The 19,417-nt window shown below is 53.0% G+C and carries 17 protein-coding genes; 2 read left to right on the top strand and 15 right to left on the bottom strand.

The window, feature by feature from the left end:
• The first annotated feature begins 86 nt into the window (after positions 1 to 86).
• On the top strand, positions 87 to 1,595 hold the full coding sequence (locus J2X61_RS33170; protein WP_310194450.1) for a phosphodiester glycosidase family protein: 1,509 nt from the start codon (positions 87 to 89) through the stop codon (positions 1,593 to 1,595).
• Positions 1,596 to 1,675: 80 nt separating this feature from the next.
• Here the strand turns inward: J2X61_RS33170 and hemL are convergent, their stop codons facing one another.
• Complete coding sequence (hemL, locus tag J2X61_RS33165; protein ID WP_310194447.1) at positions 1,676 to 2,974, bottom strand: glutamate-1-semialdehyde 2,1-aminomutase; 1,299 nt, start codon at positions 2,972 to 2,974, stop codon at positions 1,676 to 1,678.
• Positions 2,975 to 3,047: 73 nt separating this feature from the next.
• Here hemL and J2X61_RS33160 point away from each other — a divergent pair, with 73 nt between their 5' ends.
• Complete coding sequence (locus tag J2X61_RS33160; protein WP_274470725.1) at positions 3,048 to 3,707, top strand: Crp/Fnr family transcriptional regulator; 660 nt, start codon at positions 3,048 to 3,050, stop codon at positions 3,705 to 3,707.
• Here the strand turns inward: J2X61_RS33160 and hemG are convergent.
• From hemG to lon, 14 genes are all read right to left on the bottom strand, one after another.
• Positions 3,704 to 5,158, bottom strand: a complete 1,455-nt coding sequence (gene hemG / locus J2X61_RS33155; protein ID WP_310194444.1) for a protoporphyrinogen oxidase — start codon at positions 5,156 to 5,158, stop codon at positions 3,704 to 3,706. The two genes, J2X61_RS33160 and hemG, sit on opposite strands and share 4 nt — an antisense overlap.
• Complete coding sequence (gene hemH / locus J2X61_RS33150) at positions 5,155 to 6,102, bottom strand: ferrochelatase (protein ID WP_274470727.1); 948 nt, start codon at positions 6,100 to 6,102, stop codon at positions 5,155 to 5,157. The genes hemG and hemH overlap by 4 nt, the downstream gene beginning before the upstream one ends.
• A 1-nt stretch (position 6,103) precedes the next feature.
• On the bottom strand, positions 6,104 to 7,168 hold the full coding sequence (gene hemE / locus J2X61_RS33145) for a uroporphyrinogen decarboxylase (protein ID WP_274470728.1): 1,065 nt from the start codon (positions 7,166 to 7,168) through the stop codon (positions 6,104 to 6,106).
• A gap of 197 nt (positions 7,169 to 7,365) precedes the next feature.
• Positions 7,366 to 8,361 carry a porphobilinogen synthase gene (gene hemB, locus J2X61_RS33140; RefSeq protein WP_310194440.1) on the bottom strand — a complete coding sequence of 332 codons (996 nt, stop codon included), beginning with the start codon at positions 8,359 to 8,361 and terminating at the stop codon, positions 7,366 to 7,368.
• Positions 8,362 to 8,389: 28 nt separating this feature from the next.
• A complete protein-coding gene (cobA, locus tag J2X61_RS33135; protein WP_310194436.1) occupies positions 8,390 to 9,922 on the bottom strand; it encodes a uroporphyrinogen-III C-methyltransferase in 1,533 nt (510 codons plus the stop codon).
• Positions 9,923 to 9,927: 5 nt separating this feature from the next.
• Positions 9,928 to 10,875 carry a hydroxymethylbilane synthase gene (gene hemC / locus J2X61_RS33130; protein WP_310194433.1) on the bottom strand — a complete coding sequence of 316 codons (948 nt, stop codon included), beginning with the start codon at positions 10,873 to 10,875 and terminating at the stop codon, positions 9,928 to 9,930.
• Between the two features lie 14 nt (positions 10,876 to 10,889).
• Positions 10,890 to 11,621 carry a precorrin-2 dehydrogenase/sirohydrochlorin ferrochelatase family protein gene (locus J2X61_RS33125; RefSeq protein WP_274470732.1) on the bottom strand — a complete coding sequence of 244 codons (732 nt, stop codon included), beginning with the start codon at positions 11,619 to 11,621 and terminating at the stop codon, positions 10,890 to 10,892.
• 5 nt (positions 11,622 to 11,626) lie between these two features.
• On the bottom strand, positions 11,627 to 12,457 hold the full coding sequence (locus J2X61_RS33120; protein WP_274470733.1) for a cytochrome C assembly family protein: 831 nt from the start codon (positions 12,455 to 12,457) through the stop codon (positions 11,627 to 11,629).
• A gap of 32 nt (positions 12,458 to 12,489) precedes the next feature.
• The gene (hemA, locus tag J2X61_RS33115; RefSeq protein WP_274470735.1) at positions 12,490 to 13,893 is read right to left on the bottom strand and encodes a glutamyl-tRNA reductase; all 1,404 of its coding nucleotides are present in this window, start codon (positions 13,891 to 13,893) and stop codon (positions 12,490 to 12,492) included.
• A 157-nt stretch (positions 13,894 to 14,050) separates the two neighbouring features.
• A complete protein-coding gene (locus J2X61_RS33110; protein ID WP_274470736.1) occupies positions 14,051 to 14,587 on the bottom strand; it encodes an S-adenosylmethionine decarboxylase in 537 nt (178 codons plus the stop codon).
• Between the two features lie 142 nt (positions 14,588 to 14,729).
• Positions 14,730 to 15,137 (bottom strand): adenosylmethionine decarboxylase, encoded by a 408-nt coding sequence (gene speD / locus J2X61_RS33105; RefSeq protein WP_274470737.1) that lies wholly within the window; start codon positions 15,135 to 15,137, stop codon positions 14,730 to 14,732.
• 327 nt (positions 15,138 to 15,464) lie between these two features.
• On the bottom strand, positions 15,465 to 16,052 hold the full coding sequence (locus J2X61_RS33100; RefSeq protein WP_274470738.1) for a non-ribosomal peptide synthetase module: 588 nt from the start codon (positions 16,050 to 16,052) through the stop codon (positions 15,465 to 15,467).
• A 243-nt stretch (positions 16,053 to 16,295) separates the two neighbouring features.
• Positions 16,296 to 16,961: a ribosome biogenesis GTP-binding protein YihA/YsxC gene (gene yihA / locus J2X61_RS33095; RefSeq protein WP_310194426.1), complete on the bottom strand. Its 666-nt coding sequence runs from the start codon at positions 16,959 to 16,961 to the stop codon at positions 16,296 to 16,298.
• Positions 16,962 to 16,984: 23 nt separating this feature from the next.
• Complete coding sequence (gene lon / locus J2X61_RS33090) at positions 16,985 to 19,330, bottom strand: endopeptidase La (protein ID WP_274470741.1); 2,346 nt, start codon at positions 19,328 to 19,330, stop codon at positions 16,985 to 16,987.
• Positions 19,331 to 19,417: the final 87 nt, after the last annotated feature.

The following is a 19,417-nucleotide window of genomic DNA, read 5'->3' as shown; positions in this document are numbered from 1 at the left end:
ATGATAATATAAATCTAGTATTGATTTTTTTCGACACTGTCACAACCGTAAGATCTCATAGAATACTAGATCGGGAGAGGAACAACTTGGGTAGTTCAATCTTAGAACATTTTCGCAGTTATAGTTGGCTTAAACGGGTGTTACTCGTTATTGCCATATGTACATTCCTTACTTCAAGCTTTTTATTTCTAACCCCGCCGGGAACATTCATTCGCGAATATTTGGCCAAAACGGTCATTACCACGCAGCATAGGGACTGGGCCTGGATCTTCGTCGGCGCTCAGCGCAGAGACCAGATGGTGCTGGAGATGCAGAACTTGACCGAAGTCAACTCGATCGAGAAGCAGGAGCTGGGTGCGGTGCAGTTCAATAAGAACCGGCCGATCGAAAGCCTGGTGAAAGTCGAAGACATTTCCGGTCAATTCTGGAAAGGCAAAAAAATGTATGTGTACGATCCGCGAACCATTCGCGTTGTGGTGCCTGCGAAGCAAGGAGAAGGCGAACGCATCACCTCCATGGTTCAGCGCACGGGCGCTGTCGCAGGGGTCAATGGCGGCGGCTTTAACGATCCGGACGGACTGGGCAACGGATTTGCCCCAATTGGTGCTATTATGTCCGGCGGCGAAATTCTTTATACCGACCAAGAGGGCAGCATTCCGCAGCATATCGTCGGTTTTACCAAAGAAGGCACGCTCATCGTCGGGAAATATTCGATTGACGAGCTGCTGAAGCTGCATGTAACGGATGCCGTTTCCTTCTATCCCCGCGTCATCGCGAACGGCAAGCCTCTGATCACGAGCGGCGACGGCGGCTGGGGACGCGCACCGCGTACAGCGGTCGGGCAGAAAGCCGACGGTACGGTCATTTTCATCGTTATCGACGGCCGCCAAACGCACAGCGTAGGCGCAACGCTCAAAGAAGTGCAGGATATGTTCCTTGCGGACGGGGTCATTAACGCAGGCTTCCTGGACGGCGGAGCTTCCTCCGAGCTTGTTTACAATGACGAATTGATTACCAAGCCTTCCAGCCGTTATGGCGAGCGCCGCTTGCCATCCGCCTTCCTTGTCTTCGATCATCCGGACCAAGTGAAAGTGGAGAACGTATGGGCAGGACTTACGACCATCGATCCGGGCGGCGCTTACGACCACCCTGATTTCTTGAAAGAACAGGCCGAGAAGAAGGCGAATCAGCCCAAAACGACACCAACGCCTAAACCGACGTCAACACCGTCGAACAAACCTGAGGCCGGCAATGAATCCGGCAAGAACGGTACTGGCGGCAGCTCACAGCAGCCGTCGGATTCTGTGAAGCCAACCCAGTCGGCGAAGCCGCAAACTTCCCCGACACCTACACCGTCAACGCCGGCGGAACCGACTCAGAAACCAACACCGACACCTTCATCAACGCCGCCGCAAGATAACGGCGGAACGAATACAGGCAACGGGGGCTCCTCTGCAGGAGCTTCCGCAACGCCGAAACCGAGCGCGAACCCAACGCCGAGTCCGAATGCGAACCAAGGCGGCGGCAACAGCGGAACCGCACCGACATCGCCGGGATCCGGCGCAGCAGGCGCGACGACGACGACGGCCAAATAAGTTACATAACAAAAGGGAGTCCCGAAGCCATCATCATGGCGGGGACTCCCTCTTTGTTATGCGCTAGGCAAGGCTGAGGCTTAAAGCCGCTTCAAAGCCTCGCGGTGCGCCTCAACCGTTGCCGCGATATCGTCATCCGAATGCACCGTGGATATGAACATGCCTTCGAACTGCGACGGGGCAACCGAAACGCCCAAATCAAGCAAATGGCCGAAATAAGCGTTAAACTTCGCCAAGTCCGACGTTTTGGCCGTCTCGTAGTTCGTTACTTGCTGATCCGTGAAGAACGGGCATATCATCGAGCCTACGCGATTGATCGTGCTCGCAACGCCCAGTTCCGCTGCATTGCGCGCGAATCCGGCCTCGAGCATCGCGGATTTGCGCTCCAGCTCCTCGTATACGTTCGGCTCGCCGAGCAAAGACAGCGTTGCATAGCCTGCTGCCATCGCCAGCGGGTTGCCTGACAAGGTGCCCGCTTGGTAGATCGGACCTGCAGGAGCCACCTGCTCCATGATGTCCAGACGGCCGCCATAAGCCCCTACCGGCAGTCCTCCGCCGATAACCTTGCCTAAGCACGTCAAGTCCGGTGTGATGCCGTAGAGGCCTTGTGCGCAGTTCTTGTGCACGCGGAAGCCTGTCATCACTTCATCAAAAATAAGCAGCGATCCATACTGCTTCGTAATCTCGCGCAATCCTTCCAGGAACCCTGGAGCCGGCGGAACGACACCCATATTTCCGGCGATCGGCTCCACGATGAGTGCGGCGATTTGCTCGCCGAATTTCTCGAAAACGAGCTGAACAGACGCCAGATCATTGTAAGGCACTGTAATTGTATTCGTCGCCACGCTGTCAGGCACCCCGGGGCTGTCAGGCAATCCAAGCGTCGCTACGCCGGATCCCGCTTTGATCAACAAAGAATCCGCATGCCCGTGGTAGCTGCCTTCGAATTTCACGATCTTGTCGCGTTTCGTGAATCCGCGGGCCAGGCGCAGAGCGCTCATGGTGGCTTCCGTGCCGGAGTTCACCATGCGCACCATCTCGATGGACGGTACGCGCTCGATGACTAGCTCCGCCATCTGCGTCTCCAGAAGCGTCGGCGCACCGAAGCTTGTCCCCTTCTCCGCGGTCGCCTTAATCGCTTCCAGCACGACGGGATGAGCATGCCCTACGATAAGCGGGCCCCAGGACCCGACGTAATCAATAAAGGTGTTGCCGTCAATATCCGTGACGCGGGAACCCAAACCTTTGTCCATGAACAAAGGGGTAAGCCCTACGGATTTGAAAGCGCGAACGGGCGAGTTGACTCCCCCGGGAATGATTTTCTTGGATGCCTGGAAGGCAGCCGCTGAGCGCGTGTCGATTCTGCTCGAATTTGCCATAATTTCATACCCCCGATAAGCTTTCTATGATAAAATGTCGACATCATACTATTTGAAAAAGGCGGTACCGATCATGCTTGAATTTATCAAAAAAGTACCTTTGTTCGCGCAGCTGAACGAAGCTCAGCTTGATGCGCTTACGCAAATCTGCACGAGACGTTCCTATAAAGCCGGTACGGTGCTGTTCGCCGAGAAAGAGATCGGCAGCGTGTTTTACGTCGTCGTCAGCGGATCGGTCAAAATCTTCACGACCGGCAGCTCCGGCGAGGAGAAAATATTGTCGATCTGTAAGTCCGGCGAAAGCTTCGGCGAATTATCGTTGATCGACGGCAAGCCGCGTTCGGCTTCAGCCCAAACGTTGGAGGAGTGCGTGCTGCTCTCCATGACGGCGCAAAACTTCCTCGACCTGCTGCGCAGCCATTTCGATATTACGCTCGGCATCATGAAGGAGCTTGGCAACCGTTTGCGCGATACGAATCAGCAGGTCTACGATTTGACCTTCCTCGATGCAAGAACGCGCGTGATCAAGAGCCTGATCACAATGGCCAACAAGCACGGCATCCGCAACGGAAATACGATTACGATTAAGCTTGTGCTGAATTTCGATGAAATCTCCCAGCTGGCCGGTGTCCAGAAGGTGACCCTCATGCAGGTCGTCCGCGATTTGGAGGAGAAACGAATTTTGGCCATCTCCCCGTCTGACTTCAAACTGGATCTGGCCAAGCTTCGTTAAACCGTTACAGCTCCTTCGCGAGCAGCGGTAGGGATTTGGTCGGCCATCTGCCAGGCGGCTTCTTTGCCCTGCCGGATACAGTCTGGAAGGCCGACGCCATGGAAGCCCGCACCCGTAACGAGCACGTTCGGCATCGCTGCCGCAAGCTCCTCCCGGAAAGCTGCAACCTTCTCCAGATGTCCGACCGGGTATTGAGGCATGGAATGCATCAATCGGGTGACCTCCGCGAATCGGGGCTCTGCGGTCAACCCGAGCAGCTGCTTGAGATCGTGCCGCGCCTTGGCGATCAACTGTTCGTCCGACCAAGCCGGCCACTCCTGTTCTCCGGACCGCCCGATATAGCATCTGAGCAGCACTTTGCCTTCCGGAGCCGTATGCAGCCACTTCGCCGAAGTCAGCGTGCATGCCGTAATCGTACTTCCTTCGGTTCTCGGAACGAGAAAGCCCGAAGCATCGAGCTCGAACGGAATGTCTTGACGGTCGAACGCCATGATGACATTCGCTACGGAGATATAATCGATGCGCTCCAGTTCCTTGGCAGCCGGCAGATCGGCCAGCATCCGGGCCGCCTGAAACGTAGGCGAAGTCACAATAACCCCGTCAACGATTTCGCTGTGCCCATCCTCGAAAATCACTTCCGATTGCGCTCCCGACTTGCGCACCGAAGCAACCCCAGTACCCGTACGCAAATCCGCAGATTCCAGTGCATGAACCAGACGGTCTACCATCGTTTGCAGCCCTTTTTTGAACGTAACGAACACCGAATGCCTAACGGCGGCAGGCAGGTGCGCCGTTTCTTCGGTCACGTTCTTGCGGCTCGCCATCATGCCGAGTATCAAGCTTCGGTTCTTCTGTTCCATCATGCGAAACTGCGGGAACGTCGATTTCAAGCTGAGCCGGAACGTATCGCCGGCATAAATCCCGGCGAGCAAAGGCTCGACGATGCGTTCCAGCACTTCCTTCCCTAACCTCCGCTCCAGGAAATGACCCAGCGATTCGTCCGCCGTCATCTCCCGCTTCGGCAGAATGAGATCGAGGGCCGCCCGCATTTTGCCCATCGGAGAAATCAGTCCGGTCTTCATGAAGGGCGTCATCTGCGTCGGTATCCCAAGCACGAGACCCGGCGGCATCCGGTGCAGCTTGCCTTGGCGGACAATGTACGTTTTCTTGGCCTTGGGATTCGTACCTGTCAGCTCGTTCTCAATGCCGAGGTCGTAAGCCAAGTCGATGATAGGGCGCTTCCTGGCCAGGAATGAATCCGGCCCTTTCTCAATGACGAAGCCTTCCTTCTCCAGTGTCCGGATCTTTCCGCCGAATGACGGAGACTTCTCGACGACCGAGAGGCGGAACGGCTTTCCTTCCGACTCCAACCGTTTCTTCAAGTAGTACGCGGCGCTAAGTCCGGTAATCCCCCCGCCAATAATCATGTAATGAGGAATGGGGGCACTCATGACGCACCGTTCGTCTCTTGCCATTTCTTATGAACGACATCGCTCAGCGTTTGCATATAGAGGGGATCGGTATTCAGCGATTCGGTTCTTTCCAGGTGAAGTCCAAGCTCCTTAGCCAAAGCTTGCGCTTCAATATCGATGTCGTAAAGCACTTCAAGATGATCGGATACGAAACCGATCGGGCATAGCAGAACGTTCTTCACGCCTTCTTCCTTGCGGATTTGCTGCAGCACATCGAGAATGTCGGGACCGAGCCACGGCATGGCCGTTTGCCCTGCGCTCTGCCAGCCGAACTGCCAATTCGTCAAGCCGACGCGATCGGCAATGGCTTTCGATGTTGCCAGCAGTTGATCCGGGTACGGATCTTTCATCTCGAGAATTTTCTCAGGCAGAGAATGCGCCGTGAAAATAACCCGAATGTCCGCTCGCTGCGCATCCGTGAATTTCACCAGCGCATTCTCCACCCGCGTGCTTAGAGCTTCTACCAGCTTGGGGTGCAGATGGTAGTCCAGCACGAAGCTGATGGACAGCCCCTGCTCCTCGGCCTTTTCCTTCGCTCTCTTGACATAGCCACCGACGCTCATCGTCGAGTAATGCGGAGCGAGTACGACGCCTACAGCTTCTGTAATGCCGTCCTTCACCATCTGCTCGACGCCGTCTTCAACGTAAGGCTGCGCATGCTTCAAGCCTTGATAGCATACGAATTCCACTTCCGGATGCTCGCTGCGCAGCGTATCCTCCAGACCTTGAACCTGCTTGTTCGTATTCTCCCGCAGTGGGAAGAACCCGCCCACGATAGCCTCATAGCGTGCCGTCAATTCATGCAGCTGCTCGGGAGTCGGCGGGTGACCGCGTCTAATATGCGTATAATAGGCTTCGACTTGATCCAGACTTTCCGGGGTCCCGTAGGACATGACTAAAACACCGATTCGACGTTTGGTCATCCTAAACACCACTCTTTTCTGCTTGTTGAGTTAATACGGAATGTGAATACTCATGGATGTAGGCGGTGAGCTCTTTCAGCTTCTCCAAGGAAGCTTCCGGGAACAGTCCGTGCCCCAGATTGAAAATATACCCGGGCTTCTTCATGCCTTCATCCATTATCGCCTTCGCTTGCGCTTGAATCACAGACATCGGAGCCGTAAGTACATAAGGGTCCAGGTTGCCTTGCACGGCGAAGCGGTCGCCGACGCGCTCACGGCCCACTGAAATGGGAATACGCCAATCCAAACCGATGACATCCGCTTGCAGATGGGTCAAGTAAGGAAGCAGCTCGCCTGAGCTGACGCCCGGGAAATAAATTTTGGGCTCTTTCAAATGCGACAGCTCTTGGAAGATGCGTTCCATCGTCGGCAGCACGTACACCTGGAAGTCGGCAGGCGAAAGCGCGCCCACCCAGCTGTCGAACACCTGAACCGCTTTGGCGCCTGCTGCGATATGGGCTTTCAAATAAGTGATGACCATATCCCCGAGTTTGTCCATAAGGGCAAACCAAACCGCAGGCTCGGCATACATGAGCCCTTTCGTACGGATATAGCTTTTGGAAGGCCTTCCTTCGATCAAATAAGAGGCTATCGTGAACGGAGCACCCGCGAATGAAATGAGCGGAACCTCCAGCTCTCTGTCCAAAATGCGAATCGTCTCGATGATATGGGATAAGTCCTTATCCACATCAATCGGCCGCAGTCGTTCGACGTCTTGCGCCGTACGCACCGGCGTATGAATGACCGGCCCGACGTCTTTCACGATATCGAAATCGACACCTAGCGAAGCAACCGGATTCATAATATCGGAATATAAAATCGCCGCATCCACACCAAGCTTCTTAATCGGCATCAGGGTGACTTCGGCAGCTAGTTCGGGTTGTTTGCAAATTTCGAGCAGCGAATACTTTTCTTTAATTTTGCGGTAATCCGGATCGTATCTTCCAGCTTGACGCATATACCAGACCGGGAGCGTATCTACTTGCTCCTTGCGGCATGCTTTAATAAAATTGTCGTTGTAGCTCATGAGGCACCTTCCTCTGGTTTCCATCTATTCTCATCCATTATGCCCTAATTATACCCCTGTCACAACCGACGTAAGCTTACGTTTTGCGACAAATGTATGACAAAAGAACCATCCCGCAACTAGCTGCACAGCGGTTCAATTTCCTCGGGAAACTGCGCGGCTGCGCCTTCTAGGGTGAATGGTTCTTCATATCCAATTTAGCTGTTTTGTAAATAACGGGCAATATCCTTGGCGAAGTAAGTCAAAATGATATCGGCGCCTGCCCGCTTGAAGCTGAGCATCGTCTCCATCACGATCGCTTCCTCGTTCACCCAGCCTTGCAGCGCAGCAGCCTTAATCATCGAATACTCAGCGCTGACGTTATAGGCAACGACCGGCAGATCGAAATTGTCTTTGAGCATCCGAATGATGTCCATATACGCAAGAGCCGGTTTCACCATCAGGAAATCGGCGCCTTCAACGACATCGCTTTCCGCTTCACGCAGCGCTTCTCTGCCGTTCGCAGGGTCCATCTGGTACGTTTTGCGATCGCCGAATTGCGGTGTGGAATGCGCCGCATCCCGGAATGGACCGTAATACGCCGACGCGTATTTGACGGAGTAAGCCATGATCGGCGTATTCTCATAGCCCGCTTCGTCCAGGCCGGAACGGATCGCCTGCACGTAACCGTCCATCATGTTCGACGGAGCAATGATGTCCGCTCCCGCTTTGGCCTGCGAAACCGCCGTACGAACGAGCAGCTCCAGGGAAGGATCGTTCGCGACATCGGCTGCGCCCGTTACCGGATGATGATGAATGACGCCGCAGTGGCCTGTGTCCGTATACTGGCATAGGCAGGTGTCGGCAATAATCAGCAGGTTCGGGTTCAGTTCTTTGATGAATCGCGTAGCCTGCTGCACGATGCCGTTATCTATATACGCGGACGTGCCGGTTGCATCCTTGTAATCGGGAACGCCGAAGAGCAGAATCGCTTGAATGCCAAGAGACGTGATCTCGTCGATCTCCGCTTTCAGCATGTCGAGGGATAGATGGAATACGCCAGGCATCGAAGGAATCTCCGACTTCACATTCGTGCCGTGCGTGACGAAAATCGGCTGGACCAAATCGTTCACCGTGACCTGATTTTCACGAACTAAATTGCGAATGGCTGCATTACCGCGCAAGCGGCGGTTACGAACAACAGGGAAACTCATCAGGAATTCCGCCTCCTTATGAATGCTTTTATTGGGTTTGAATCATGCTTTGCACGAGCGAAGCTACCGTAGCCTCCTCGGCCATATACGTGATCGGCAGCCCATACCGGCGTACCGTTTCTGCGGTTTTGGGACCGATACAAGCGATTTCCACGCCTTGCAGCAGCGTTACCGGGTCTTCAACCCCCAGCTTACCAAGCGCTTCAATCAAATTCGTAACGGTGGATGAGCTTGTAAAAGTAATGATATGAATGCTCTTGTTCTGAAGCAAATAAATAACTTCCTCGCCGTCCTCCGTTGACAGCACATTCTCGTACAGATCAACCTCCGCTACGTGCAGACCTGCCTCGCGAAGCTTCACAGGCAAGTAATTGCGCGCCAGATCGGCTGTCGGCAGAAGAACCTTCTGCCCCGGCTGCAAATCGCCTTGAATGGCTTCCAGGATGCCTTCGCCCTGAAACTGAGCCGGCAGCACATCCGCCAGAATGCCCCGGTCTGCGAGCGCCTCGGCTGTCTTGGGACCTACTGCGGCAATGCGGGCGTTGCTCATTCTGCGCACATCGATGCCCCGCTCCCGCAGCCGTCTGAAGAAAAACTCCACGCCGTTCACACTGGTCAGAACGATCCAGTCGAAGGATGGCAGCTCATCCAAAGCTTCATCCAGCGCTTGCTGCGCTTCGGGGCGGCTCGGCGGCTGCAGACGAATAACGGGAAACTCAACCGCTTCTCCGCCCATCTCGTCTATCAAATCGACAAGCTCGCTTGCCTGGCTTCTCGCTCTGGTAACCAGAATGCGCCGCCCGAACAGCGGCTTCTTCTCGACCCATGCGAGCTTCTCGCGAAGCTTGACGACCTCGCCGACGATAATCACCGCCGGAGATTGGAAGTTGGCCGCTTTCACCTTATCGGCGATATCGGATAGAGTTCCCGTGATTGTCGCTTGGTCCGCCCAAGTTCCCCAACGGACAAGCGCGACCGGCGTTTCCGGCGACTTGCCGCAGCGCAGTAATTCCCGGCAAATCTGCTCCAGATTGGCGACACCCATCAAGAACACCATCGTGCCGATCGCCTTGGCCAAATTCTCCCAGTCCAGTCCGGAATACGTCTTGTTCGGATATTCATGGCCTGTAATAATGGCAAAGGACGATGTAAAGTTACGGTGCGTGACCGGAATTCCGGCGTAAGCGGGCACGGCAATCGAGGACGTAATGCCCGGAATGATATCGAAGGTGACCCCGTGATCGGCCAGCAATTCCGCTTCCTCGCCGACGCGGCCGAATACGCTGGGGTCGCCCCCCTTGAGACGTGCCACGACTTTCCCTTGCAGGGCCAGATCCAGCAGCAAATGGTTAATCTCTTCTTGCTTTAATATATGTTTGTCCGGGAGCTTGCCGACGAATATCAGCTCGGCCTCCGGTCTGCGATGTTTGAGTAAGCGAGGATTGGCCAAGCGGTCGTACACGATGACGTCCGCTTTCTGGATGGCTTCCATGCCGCGAATCGAGATGAGCTTGGGATCTCCGGGACCCGCTCCGATGAGATAGACTCTTCCTTGGTTCACGCGGCTCACTCCCTTACCTCGGCTAAAATGCGTTCAGCCCCTTGGGCGATCAGCTTATCGGCAATCAGCTGGCCTAGCGCTTCCGGATCGGTACCGGAAGCCGTTTCCTTGAGCATGGTCGCGCCGTCCGGCGTACCGACCATGCCGGTTAGCGTCAACAGCGGCGCTTCGCCGGCGCTGGTTGTTTCGCTAACGCTCGCGTAAGCGCCTAGCGGCACCTGGCAGCCTCCGTTGAGTCTGCCGAGGAAAGCCCGCTCCGCGCGCACAGCGAGCGCGGTTGGCGCATGCTGGAACTTGCCCAGCAGGTCCAGCATGAAGGCGTCGCCGCCCCTGCACTCGATGCAGAGAGCCCCCTGCCCTACGGCAGGGAGGCACTCCTCGGGCGGCAAGTACGCGCTGATGCGATCCTGCCAGCCGATCCGGTGCAAGCCGGCCGCGGCCAGCATAATCGCATCGAAGTTCTCCTCTTCGAGCTTGCGCAGCCTCGAATCGATATTGCCGCGGACCGATTCGATCCGCAGGTCCGGGCGAAGATGCTGCAGCTGGCTGGCGCGGCGCAGCGAGCTCGTTCCGACGAGCGCGCCTTGCGGCAGCTCGGCCAGGGAGCGATACCCCCGTGTGATCAGCGCATCGCGGGGATCTTCGCGCTTCGGTATCGCGCCCACGATCAGCCCTTCCGGAAGCTCGAAGGGCATATCTTTCATGCTGTGGACGGCCATATCGATCTCGCCGTCCATGAGCGCCTGTTCGATCTCTTTGACGAACAGGCCCTTGCCGCCAACCTTGGATAAAGTGACATCCAGGATGCGGTCGCCTTTGGTAACAATTTTCCTGATCTCGAATTGGCATTCAATCCCGTGCTCCGCAGCAAGCTGCTTCAAGGACTCTACCGCCTGCCCGGTTTGCGTTAAGGCCAATGCGCTTTGTCTGGTTCCTACAATAATGGTTCTCATCTCATACCCGCCTCCTATACTCGCTGCCCGAAATCTTGTATCGCTGACCAGGAAGCCCGGTCTGTCTCCGCCTGACCGGACGAAGCATCCGGCCACGGCTCACTCTCTATCGCAAGGAAAAGCTTGTCCTTCCAGCTTTCGAACGTGCCGTCTCGTATTCTTGCCAGCACATCCCATTCCAGCATTTCTTTGAACATGCGCTGTCTGGCTTGTTTATCACTTATTTGGCTTTGAACGAGCTGCCGCACCTCGCTTAGGAAATCAAGATAAACGGCATATTCCTCGCCATAATCGCGATCCAGGTCGCGGGCGATCTTCCTTGCGGCAGACGGGCTTGCCCCACCGGTCGATACGGCGATGACCAGCTTCCCTCTGCGCACCACCGACGGCTGAATGTATGTGCTCAGTTCAGGCTGATCGACTACATTGACCAGCTTGCCCTGCTTCGATGCCAGCTCGAACACGCTCTTGTTCACTTGAGCGTCGTTCGTTGCGGCGACAATCAGCGCATAGGGATATAAACTTTCGCCCGTCATCATAGACGGATGGAACGTCTGCCTGTGCAGAACTACGCCGGAATGCTGTTCTAGGACAGCAATGCCCGGCGTAAATTGTTCGCTGATAACGGTAACGTTGGCCCCGGCATCCAGCAGGGAGAGCACTTTGCGCTCTGCGACTGCTCCGCCGCCGACAACCAGACAGTGCTGGCCGGCCAAATTAACCATAATGGGATAAGGATGCTTCATGATCATCAACTCCATATCCAGTCATGAAATCCGGAAAAGAAATTGGAGACAACGAAATTCAGCACCACGATGAAGAAAGCTGCAAGATTCCACGCGGCCAGCTTGTAGCCGGAGATCCGCATCGACTTCTGTTGAAACAAGTAGAACGCATAAGCCGCCAAAACAAAGAACGAATTGATGACCTTCGGATCGTAGAGCAGGTTATGATCGCCTTCCAGCACGACCCAGACCACGCCCAGACTTAGTGCCAGCAAGAGCAGCGGGGCGCCGATAATGACCGAGAAGTACGTGTAATGCTCGATCTTCTCCAGGGAAGGCAGACGCATCACGGTTTGTGAGAACTTCTTGGCTTTCAGCATATTGTGCATAAATACATACATGCAGGAGAAGATGGCTGCGATGGAAAAGGCCACGTAACTGCCGATCGCGAGCGAAATATGTATAAATAATAGCTCGTCATTGACGTCCCAATCGGCTTTGATCGGCGTTACGTGAGGATTGCCAAAAACATTCAGTGCCAGGATGGCGAAACCGAGCACATTCACAAAGAAAACAAACAATTCAATACGGAAAAACCGGTTGACGATTAATGAAATCGTGACGATGAGCCACGAGAACATGAAAAGTACGTCGGAGCGGGCAAACGCCCATTCCGTCAAATGGCCATACAAATTGATGCCCAGATAAGCGGTCTGTAGAGCCCATACAAACAAAAGCAGCCCCGTCCCCATCCGTTTTGCGCTTCGGTTCGCGTTCGCGAAATCCGAAAAGTAAAACAATAGGCTCAGGGCATACATATAGATCATCGCATCAAATAACCAGCTACGAGTTACCATGGCACCTCTCCCAGGCGATTAGCGCCTTCATCTCAAGTTTTCGCCAGAACATCGGCAGCCTGCAAACCGCGTACAGACAGCTTGTCTTCCAGCAGTTGCTTGGCTTCCAGCGCTTTGTTCCCAGCTTCCTGTGCTTGTGCTAACTGATCGGCTTCTTCTTGCTGCTCGAGTGTCTCTTCGAGGGCGAACAGCTTCGTGAAGAGTTCAAGCGCTTCATCCCCGTGGCGTTCTCCCGCCATCTCCTTAATGCGGAGAATCGGGTCGCGCAGTACCTGGTTCACGATGCTTTTCGTTAATTTACGAATAACTTTAATTTCACGTTCATCGAGGTCGGGCAGCTTCTTCAGCATGCTCTCCATCGTCTCTTCGTGGATTTGGCTCGCTTTCGTTTGAAGGGCGTTGATAACGGGACTCACGCCAAGCGTCCGGGTCCATTGCTCGAAAACGCCGATCTCCGAGCCGATCATCGTCTCAATCTTCGCCGCTTCTTTCTTTCTCTCTTGCAAATGCTTGTCGACGATGTGCTCCAGATCGTCGATGTCATACAGGAACACGTTCGGCAGCTCGCTGATTTGCGGATCCAGATCCCGAGGAACCGCGATATCCATCATGAAGAGCGGACGTGATTTCCGCTTTTGGACATACGACTGAATGTTGCTCTTGGTCAGCACATAGCCTGGAGCGCCTGTGGAACTGATGATAATATCCACTTCCGGCAAATGCTTGGGCATGTCTTCAATCGTGCTGGGAACCCCATTGAACTTCGCGGCTAACTCGGCCGCGCGCTCGAACGTGCGGTTCACCACGATCACCTTGTTCGCACCGTTGGCGTATAGATGCTTCACGGTAAGCTCGCTCATCTTCCCGGCGCCAATAATCATGACGGTCTTGTTCATATAAGAACCGAAAATGCGCTTGCCAAGCTCAACGGCAGCATAGCTGACGGAAACCGGATTGTTGCTGATGCCTGTTTCGGAATGAGCCTTCTTGGCCAAAGTGATCGATTGCTTGAAGAGCGTATTGAAATACGAGCCCGTTGCTTTCATTTTTTGGGACGATAAAAAAGCATCCCGCACTTGTCCGAGAATTTGCGTTTCTCCGATTACCATCGAATCCAACCCGCTTGTTACACGGAAAAGATGCTCAACCGCCTTCTCATTTTCATACATATATAAATGTTTCTGAAACTGATCCTTGGGAACTTGAAACCACCGTTCAATGAAATGTGTCAAATAGTGACTGCACATCTGTGCCCGATCCACAACGGCGTAAAATTCCGTGCGATTGCAGGTGGCGACAATTACACACTCCAAGATGCTCTTCGTCTCTTTCAATTCTGTCAATGCGATCGGTAAATCCTGCTCTGAAAAAGCGAATTTCTCCCGAATTTCAACCGGAGCCGTCCGGTAGTTCAAGCCGACTGCGATAATATGCAAAGGTACCACCTGCCTTTCATTCGATTTCTATGTATCATTATAGCACAGCAACTCCTGCAATCCGACAAATTTTTTGTATAATTTATGAATGCTTCGTCTGCTCGTTAGTTTTAACAGCAATCGGCTCCTATATACCTTCACAGGGATTAGAACCAATTTATTGAAGCAGCTTTTTACGCAGAAAGGTTGTCAAATCCGTATCCAGCTTAGCCAGCTTATCGTTCTGGGAAGTGACGATATCTCCATTGGATGCCATGATTTTCTCATAAATATCGTACATGCTTTTATACTGGGTAGCGGCTTCCTTCAAAATCTGTTGTTCCTCCGGCTTGAGCGCTCGTTCTCCACCCACCTGGAGGCGCTGAAGATATTGGGATAGCTGCGTAATACTTGAGAGCGGCGTCAGGAACTCCGATCCCCCAGCTGCAAGTACAAGCCGCTCATGGGCGAAGCCTGCCGAATACAGCGCCAGTTCGCTGGCATCGAGCTCATCGGTCGACTTGCTCTTCGAAGCCTCCTCCAAGTAGCTTTTCAGCAGCTCCATCTGGAACAACGACACTTGATACAGCAGATGCGTCGCGTCATGTTCTTCTTTATGCGGCCCGATCATCTGAACCAATTGATAAATCGGCCAGATGATGAGAAAGATGACGATACTGTACAGGATGGCTTTTCTCGTTAATTTTCGTCTCACTGCGCAATCCCCGCTTCCTTAATCGGACATGTGATCGGACATCTGCTTGGACAGCTGCCGCAATAACATTGTATGGGCGCAGGGACAAACAAATAACCACGGATTTGCTCCGTGGCTATCGTTTATTATGATGGGCAGATTGTTATTTCACGAGCTCTGCCAGTTTAATTTCAGGAGTTTCAACTTGCAATTCACCCATGCCGCGAACTAGCTTCTTCGCATGGAACGTTTCTGGTTTCAATACGGATACCATAAAATCAATGGCCAGTTGCGGGTCCACCGTCTCGCCGCAAGTATAACAGTCCAGCGCGGCAAAACCTCTCTCAGGATACGTGTGAATGGAGAGATGACTCTCAGACAACATAACAAGTACAGTTGCGCCTTGTGGTTCAAATTGCTTGGATTGTACAGATAGTACGGTTGCTCCGCATACCTCGGCAGCTTCAATCATCTGAGCCTGCAACCATTCTGCATTGTTCAGAAGTTCGAAATCTACCCCCCAAGTATCAACAGCAACGTGTCTTCCGAAAGTTGAGTATTCAGTTTCCATCTTTCGGTTCCCCCTTCCTAGGAATAAAATGTGTGTAAAAATTTCATCCGCTAGGACCTACGTCATTCACTTCCCGAGGGTATTATCTCTCGCAACATTCAATGTCCTGAGTGAATCCTGGTTCCTATATTGTTTCAACGAGAATAAAAATAACATCTATCGACGAGAAATGCAATAGTTTTTTTTGCCAAGCGCCTTCTCATCCCGACACGCAATATCTAATGTATGACGAAGCTCTTTCAGTTGTTCATTCCAGGCAAAAAGTCGTAAAAAAGACACAAAAAAGACCCGAAACCGGGTCCTTCATCTAGTGCGTATATGTGGTTGTTATGCCTCCAGGATAAACAAACGATGTGTAAGTTCTCCCAGGCGTGTGTCGATCTGCTGATGTTCCCCTTGATCCTGCACCATGTTGCGCAGGTCCAGAAGATGGTTGATTTGGTCGTAGATCATTTCGATCTCTTGCTCGACTTCTTTCTTTTCGAACATTTCCTGCATCAGACCGATAGTGTCTCTGTACTCATAAATGACAGTCAACACTTGTCCTTTGACTTCTTCGATCTTAACGACAGTACCGCGTTCATAGTGGTAAACCATTGTATAGCCGGGGTAAATGCGGTTCACCTTGGCGCTGCCTTTGAACTCGGATACGGCTTTGCGCATTAAATTAGCCAATAAAGTATTACTTAATCTGCAGGATCCTGTACATTCATATAGGCCCGATTTCTTCTCAAATGAAAGGACGATTTCTTGACCTGCGCCATCTTGGAACACAACCTCTTGGTTGCCGTTTTCCAAAACTTTCACTTGCAAAGTCACTTGGTGATCCACGAACATTTGAAAAAACCTGAACATCTCGGCTTCTGTTAACTGGAGGCAGGTCTTGACATATTCAGTCGCTAACCTTTGTGCCATAAAAATCCCTCGATTCTTTGTTTTCAAGCGATGAACAATTACCTTGTTTATATTATACTACATGCGTCTCTAATATTCCTGCGTACATTTCATGATAATCCGCCAAATATTCTGAAAAAACCAAGGAAATACGGAATGCCAGCAAATTTTCCCCAGAAAACCTCACTTTCCTGTATCCTTCTTTTTGATTTCCTCGCTCTTATGGCTTCCTTCTCTTATTTACACAAAAAACCGCCCCATGAATCAGGACGGCTCTTTAAGATCATTATGTTCGCTGGCTGCAGCAGGAGCTGTCTCCGGTGCAGTCGCGGGTCCATCCTCTCCGTAAGCAATGGCGCCCTCGAGAATACCCCACAGTTCGTCCCTGCCTAGCGTGAGCTCTGAAGAGAACAGCAGCGGCTGAACCCCTTTATCCATGCCGAGCGTTTCCCGCACGATCTTAAGGTGTTTGGGCCACTGGCTTTTGGGAATCTTGTCCGCTTTGGTCGCCACGACGAGTACCGGGACATCATGATGTCTCAGCCACTCATACATCGCTTGGTCATCCTTGGATGGCGGATGTCTGAGATCGACCAACTGCATGACAAGCCGCAGCGTTTCACGGTTCAGCAAATAGCTTTCAATGAATTTGCCCCACTGCTCCCGTTTCGTTTTGGATACTTTGGCATAGCCGTATCCGGGAAGATCGACGAAATATAAGTCCTGATTGATCCGGTAATAGTTCAATGTTTGGGTTTTCCCCGGCTGCGAGCTGGTTCTGGCCAAATTTTTGCGGGAGATCATACAATTGATAAGAGACGATTTCCCGACATTAGAACGCCCTGCCAGAGCAATCTCCGGCAAGGCATCCTGTGGATATTGGCTAGGTCCAACCGCACTGATGACGAATTCAGCTTGATTGACTTTCACTTTGATTCAACTACTTTCTATGGTTATCCGACATGAGCGGGCGGCCTGTTCTTCACAAGCGCATGTTCGAGCACTTGATCCATATGGCTCACCGGGATGAAGGTCATCTCTTCGCGGACGCTTTCTGGTACTTCGACGATATCCTTCTCATTATCCTGCGGCAGCAGGACGGTACGAATGCCGGCGCGATGAGCTGCCAGGGCTTTCTCTTTCAAGCCGCCGATCGGCAGTACGCGGCCGCGCAGCGTAATTTCGCCCGTCATCGCAACACTTCTGGAGACCGGGATATTCGTTAGCGCCGAGATCAAAGCCGTCGCCATCGTGATCCCTGCGGACGGACCGTCCTTTGGAATCGCGCCTTCCGGGATATGAATATGGATATCATTCTTCTCGTGGAAATCAGGTGCGATGCCGAGCACATCAGCCCGCGTACGCGTATAGCTGAACGCCGCCTGGGCGGACTCCTTCATAACGTCACCGAGTTTCCCCGTTAAAGTGAGCTTGCCTGTTCCCGGCATTACGGTAACTTCAATGACCAGCGTGTCGCCGCCGACTTCCGTCCAGGCAAGCCCGGTCACGGCTCCGATCTGGTCCTTCTCTTCCGCTACGTTATACCGGAACTTGACTGGTCCCAGATAATCCTTCAAGTTCTCTTCTGTCACATGAACCGGTGTCGAGGGATCGGATACGATCTTCTTGGCCGCTTTGCGGTTCATGCCCGCAACTTGCTGTTCCAGGTTCCGTACGCCGGCTTCGCGTGTGTACTCGCGTACAATCTTCATCAAAGCGGCATCGTCGACAACCAGTTGGTCTTCCTGCAGACCGTGATCACGCTTCTGCTTAGGCAGCAAGTATTTCTTTGCAATTTGCAGCTTCTCAATCTCCGTATAGCCCGGGATGTAGAGAACTTCCATACGGTCCAGCAAGGGACGCGGAATGTTGTGAACGGCGTTCGCCGTTGTCACGAACATGACATTCGACAAGTCAAACGGTACTTCAATGAAATGATCGCTAAAAGTGCTGTTTTGCTCGGGATCAAGTACTTCAAGCAAGGCCGACGCAGGATCGCCGCGGAAATCCATCGCCATCTTATCGATTTCATCCAACAAGAAGACGGGGTTGTTCGCACCTGCATTCTTCATCCCTTGAATAATCCGGCCGGGCATCGCGCCGACATACGTTCGACGGTGGCCGCGAATCTCGGCTTCGTCTCTGACACCGCCCAATGAGATGCGGATGAACTGTCTGCCCATCGATCTGGCAATGGAACGGGCAATGGATGTCTTCCCGACTCCGGGAGGGCCGACGAGACACAGGATAGGCCCTTTGAGCTGCTGGACCAGCTTCTGAACGGCCAAGTACTCCAGCACCCGCTCCTTCGGCTTCTCCAGACCGAAATGATCTTCATTGAGAATCTCTTCCGCTCGCTGCAGATCAAGATCATCCTCCGTCGACTTGGACCAAGGCAAGCCCAGAAGCCAATCGATATAGTTGCGGATGACGCCGCCCTCAGCGGAAGTCGCAGGCATCTTCTCCAGGCGGTCGATTTCCTTCTCGACCTTCTCCCGCACTTTGTCCGGCAGCTCGGCTTCCGAGAGCTGGTTGCGCAGCTCATCGGCTTCGCCTGCCCGCCCCTCTTTGTCGCCGAGCTCCTTCTGGATCGCTTTCATTTGCTCGCGAAGGTAGTATTCCTTCTGCGTTTTCTCCATCTGCTTCTTCACGCGCTGGCTGATTTTGCGTTCCAGCTCAAGCACTTCGCGCTCATTGTTCAGAATATTCAGCATCTTCTCAAGGCGCTCGCGAACATCAACCGTCTCCAAGATATCCTGCTTATCTTTGATTTTGAGCGACAAATGGCTGCAGATGACATCCGCCAATCGGCCCGGCTCATCGATATCCGAAACGGCCGCCAGCGTCTCCGGGGTGACCTTCTTGGATAAATTGATGTAATGCTCGAATTGATTCAATACCGTACGCATGAGCGCATCAATCTCAGGATCGGTAGTCTCTTGCTCCGGCAGCTCCTTGGCGGTAACTTCGTAGTATTCATCATTCACGAGGTACTCTACAATCTCAGCACGCAACACGCCTTCGACCAATACGCGGATCGTTCCATTCGGAAGCTTCAGCATTTGCCGCACTTTGGCAATCGTCCCGATGCGGTAAATATCCTCTTTGGAAGGTTCTTCAATGTTGATCTCAGATTGAGAGCAGAGGAGAATCATGCTGTCATCCACCATTGCCCGCTCAAGTGCTTTAACCGACTTTTCTCGCCCTACATCCAGATGTAGAACCATACTCGGATAAACCAGCAGTCCCCTCAGAGGCAATAGCGGCAATCTGCGCATCTTGATTTTTCCGGGTCCCATCCTCTGCACCTCCATATATAGGGAGCTTTGAGCCCAGCCCAAAGTCTCTCATGATTGTAATCATTTTAATTCGTTGCTTTTACATTT

Origin of the sequence: Bacillus sp. 3255, from assembly GCF_031456485.1 — a bacterium.
Classification (GTDB): domain Bacteria; phylum Bacillota; class Bacilli; order Paenibacillales; family NBRC-103111; genus Paenibacillus_E.
Note: the sequence above shows the minus strand (reverse complement) of the source record. Positions and strands in the feature narration are given on the sequence as shown.

Bases quoted from the DNA above. Each gene is read 5' to 3' on its own strand.
- hemL (WP_310194447.1), bottom strand. From the start codon at position 2,974: ATGGCAAATTCGAGCAGAATCGACACGCGCTCAGCGGCTGCCTTCCAG.
- J2X61_RS33160 (WP_274470725.1), top strand. From the start codon at position 3,048: ATGCTTGAATTTATCAAAAAAGTACCTTTGTTCGCGCAGCTGAACGAA.
- hemG (WP_310194444.1), bottom strand. From the start codon at position 5,158: ATGAGTGCCCCCATTCCTCATTACATGATTATTGGCGGGGGGATTACC.
- hemH (WP_274470727.1), bottom strand. From the start codon at position 6,102: ATGACCAAACGTCGAATCGGTGTTTTAGTCATGTCCTACGGGACCCCG.
- hemE (WP_274470728.1), bottom strand. From the start codon at position 7,168: ATGAGCTACAACGACAATTTTATTAAAGCATGCCGCAAGGAGCAAGTA.
- hemB (WP_310194440.1), bottom strand. From the start codon at position 8,361: ATGAGTTTCCCTGTTGTTCGTAACCGCCGCTTGCGCGGTAATGCAGCC.
- hemC (WP_310194433.1), bottom strand. From the start codon at position 10,875: ATGAGAACCATTATTGTAGGAACCAGACAAAGCGCATTGGCCTTAACG.
- J2X61_RS33125 (WP_274470732.1), bottom strand. From the start codon at position 11,621: ATGAAGCATCCTTATCCCATTATGGTTAATTTGGCCGGCCAGCACTGT.
- J2X61_RS33120 (WP_274470733.1), bottom strand. From the start codon at position 12,457: ATGGTAACTCGTAGCTGGTTATTTGATGCGATGATCTATATGTATGCC.
- speD (WP_274470737.1), bottom strand. From the start codon at position 15,137: ATGGAAACTGAATACTCAACTTTCGGAAGACACGTTGCTGTTGATACT.
- J2X61_RS33100 (WP_274470738.1), bottom strand. From the start codon at position 16,052: ATGGCACAAAGGTTAGCGACTGAATATGTCAAGACCTGCCTCCAGTTA.
- lon (WP_274470741.1), bottom strand. From the start codon at position 19,330: ATGGGACCCGGAAAAATCAAGATGCGCAGATTGCCGCTATTGCCTCTG.